This window comes from Protofrankia sp. Cr2, from assembly GCF_963555885.1.
Classification (GTDB): domain Bacteria; phylum Actinomycetota; class Actinomycetes; order Frankiales; family Frankiaceae; genus Protofrankia.
This window is the reverse complement of the sequence record NZ_CAUVXG010000006.1, coordinates 75,050-78,168: the sequence shown is the minus strand read 5'-3', so window position 1 is coordinate 78,168 and position 3,119 is coordinate 75,050. Positions and strand designations below refer to the sequence as shown.

Below are 3,119 nucleotides of genomic sequence, written 5' to 3'. Positions count from 1 at the left end.
GCAAGCGACGACGTGGGGGCTGGAGGCCGGGAAGTCGACATGCAGGCCGCTGGGCAGGCCGGCGGTGGCACCGTTATCGCCGGCGGCGCAGAAGACCGTGACGCCGAGCGCTGCGGCGTCGGCGAACAGCGCGTCGTAGCTGTCCATCGCCTGGGCGGTCCAGCTGCTCTCGGGGTTTCCCCAGCTGATGGAGATCACTGTGGGCCGGCGGAGCTGGTCATGCAGGGCCGCGGCGATCGCGTTGTAGAAGCCGCGGGTGGTGTTCGGGGCAAAGTAGACCGCCATGGTTGCGCCTTGGGCGATGGCCCCGACCATCTCGATGTCCAGGGCGACCTTGCCGTCATCCTTGCCGCCGGGGGTATTGCGGGCCCCGTCCACCGATACAGCGGTGATCCTGGGCGTGCGCAGCTTCTGGTTCGTGAAGTACCTCTTGAGATCGTGGACGTAGTAGCCGCCGCCGAGTTCGATGAGTGCGACGGTCTGGCCTGATCCGTCGGCGTCCGTGGGGAAGTCGTAGCGCCGGGCCACCTGCTGGGGCGGGTAGCTGATCTCCAGCGCGTCCGGCGTGGCACCGTTGGCCTGGGCCATGCGAAAGTGTGGGCGGGCTTGGCGCCGGTCATCGAGCCCGAGAACGGCTTGGATCATAGGTGCGAGTCCGGCCGGCACGTGGATCTCGCCCTCGCGGCCCCGGTACGTCGTGCCCTGGTATGTGTACTCGCCCAGGTCCACATGGAAGGCCTGGTTCATCTGGCCGACGGTCCCAGCCAGCCCCACCGCCCGTGCGGCCAGATCGATCGAGGTGATGGAGAGTCCGTGCGTGTGTGCGAACTCCTCCAGCCGGGCGACGTCCCGCCGGTCCGCTCCACGGCTGGCCGCGAACGCGGCGCGGTCCATCCGCGCCAAGGCCGTCTGCCCGTCCCACAGGGAGGCGCTGGAACGCCGGTGCAGTACAACGGTGACCTCGGCCGGGGTGGTGGCAGCGGCCGATCGGATGCGGTGGCTGCCGGCGGGGGCCTCGCGCAGACTGCCCGGTACCGCGTGGAACCTCTGCTTACTGGTGGACATGATGTCCTCACTTCCTGAGTTCGGCAACTTCCGTTTTCGCCTTAGAGCGCCCGGCAACAGGGGCGTGGATCAAGGAGTGGGGCTGGGGTGCGTGCATCGCGAGGCGGCGGAGGGAGACACCCTGGTTGTGGGTGTTGACCGACGACAACGACGCGAGGTGCGTGCCCCAGCCCCACGACGCCGCGTCCCTGTTGCCGGTCGCTCTTAGGCGGCCTTCTCCTGCTGAGTTGGGGTCCTATTGCGCCCTGGAGGGCAGGCATGCTGGACGGGCAAGACCGATCGTGGGCTACGACGGCCCGCCGGCCAACCCCACATCAGCGGGGAGTTGGTGCCGAGGCATCCCAGAATCGTGGGGTGGTTGCCCCCTTGGGCCGGAAATTACGATTCGGTGATGAACCGAGACCGTTTGCGTCGTACCCGCGCCGACATCGTACGGCTGGCGGATGATGGGCTCGACTGGGTCACGTTCTCGACGCAGGCGAGCGAGATTCTCAGCCGGCTCGTCCCTTTTCAGCGCAGTTGCTGGCACACGGTCGACCCGTGGACGGTGTTGCTTACCGGCAGCCTCAACCAGAACATCGACTACTCTGGGTCCTGGCTGGCAACGCACGAGTACGTCCTTGACGATGTGAACAAGTGGTGGTTTCTCGCTCGGAGCGGACGCCAAGCGGGCGCAACGAGCCTTGCGACCCACGGTGACCTGTCCCGCAGCGCCCGGCACCGCTCCCGCGAGGCGTACGGCATCGGGGACGAACTACGCGGGTCGTTTGTCGCAGACGGCACCTACTGGGCGGCTGCGAGCTTCCTCCGTGACGAGGGCGAACCATGGTTCACCGAAGAAGACGTGCGCTTGCTGGCTTCACTATGCGAGCCGATCGCCGTCGGCTTCCGGCGGGCTCTGCTTGCGACGGCAGTGACGACGGAGCATCCTCGGGATGACGGTCCGGGAGTGGTCATGTTCGACGAGTACGGCGACCCCGAGTCGATCTCGCCCGCCGCGGAGCGGTGGATCGAGGAAATGATTGAGGTTCCTCCACCGCCCGTCCCCGCCGCGTCGAAGATGGTTCAAGTCGTCGCTGCCCGGGCCCGCGCGTTTGGCGCCGGCCACGACTCGGTTGAGGTCTCGGCGCGGTCTCGGGTGCAGACGAGATCCGGGTCATGGCTGCTGCTGTACGGCACTCGGCTCTCCGGCGGTGCCGACGGCCGCACCGCGGTCATCATCCAGCCCGCCACACCCAACGAGGTCGCCCCGCTGGTCGCTCTCGCCTACGGGCTCTCTGATCGAGAGTGCCAGGTTACGCAACTCTGCCTGCAGGGCCAGTCAACCAAACAGATGGCCCAGATGCTCGGGGTCTCGCCGTACACGGTACAGGACCACCTCAAGTCAATCTTCGACAAGACGGGCGTACGGAGCCGGGGCGAACTGGTCGGCCGGGTCTTCCTCGAAGATTACGCGCTACGCTGGGAGGAACACCCGGTGTGCCTGGCTTGAGTGCCCGGCCCGTTGATCCCAGCTCCCGATCCGCCTCACCAATGGCTGGCGAACGGAATCCTCGGTCAGTTACAGAGTGTCGAGAATTCCATCATTGACCGGCATCGTGCTTGTCCTCCGTCCGGCCCCTCAGTGTCGCACCTGTTGCCGGTACCTCTCACCAGCGGACGTAGCGCCGAGACCGACGGAAGCGGCGGGTGCTACGGCCGTCGCTGGAGTGTGACTGCGATCGGTAAGTGGCAGGGTTTGCGCAGCGCTGTACAGCGCCGATGACGAGGGTGCTGCGGGCTGCTTCGACGACGTCGCCCATAAGACCTGCCGGCCCTCATGCCCCTGCCCACGGTCGGTCCGGTCCCGGGGCAGCCTGGCCGGCCCCCGCTGGGCGGCTTCCTTCGCCGGCGGTCACGAGCGCACCGAGCAAGCCTGGGAAAACCGCGTCGATCTCGGCGTGTCGCAGGGCGTTCATCCGAGAGGTGCCCACGTAGTACTGGCGGATGAGCCCGGCCTCGCGCAGCACGCGGAAATGGTGGGTAGCCGTGGACTTCTCCACCGGAAGGTCGAA

2 protein-coding genes and 1 pseudogene are annotated in these 3,119 nt (G+C 67.2%); 1 reads left to right on the top strand and 2 read right to left on the bottom strand.

Features of this window, described 5'->3' with window-relative positions; translation table 11 throughout:
• On the bottom strand, positions 1-1,065 hold a 1,065-nt coding region (locus U9978_RS05370), incomplete at its 3' end, for a S53 family peptidase (RefSeq protein WP_322759922.1).
• Positions 1,066-1,456: 391 nt separating this feature from the next.
• Here U9978_RS05370 and U9978_RS05365 point away from each other — a divergent pair.
• Positions 1,457-2,557, top strand: a complete 1,101-nt coding sequence (locus tag U9978_RS05365; RefSeq protein ID WP_322759921.1) for a helix-turn-helix transcriptional regulator — start codon at positions 1,457-1,459, stop codon at positions 2,555-2,557.
• Positions 2,558-2,882: 325 nt separating this feature from the next.
• Here the strand turns inward: U9978_RS05365 and U9978_RS05360 are convergent.
• Positions 2,883-3,119: pseudogene (locus U9978_RS05360) on the bottom strand (helix-turn-helix domain-containing protein); the annotation flags it as partial.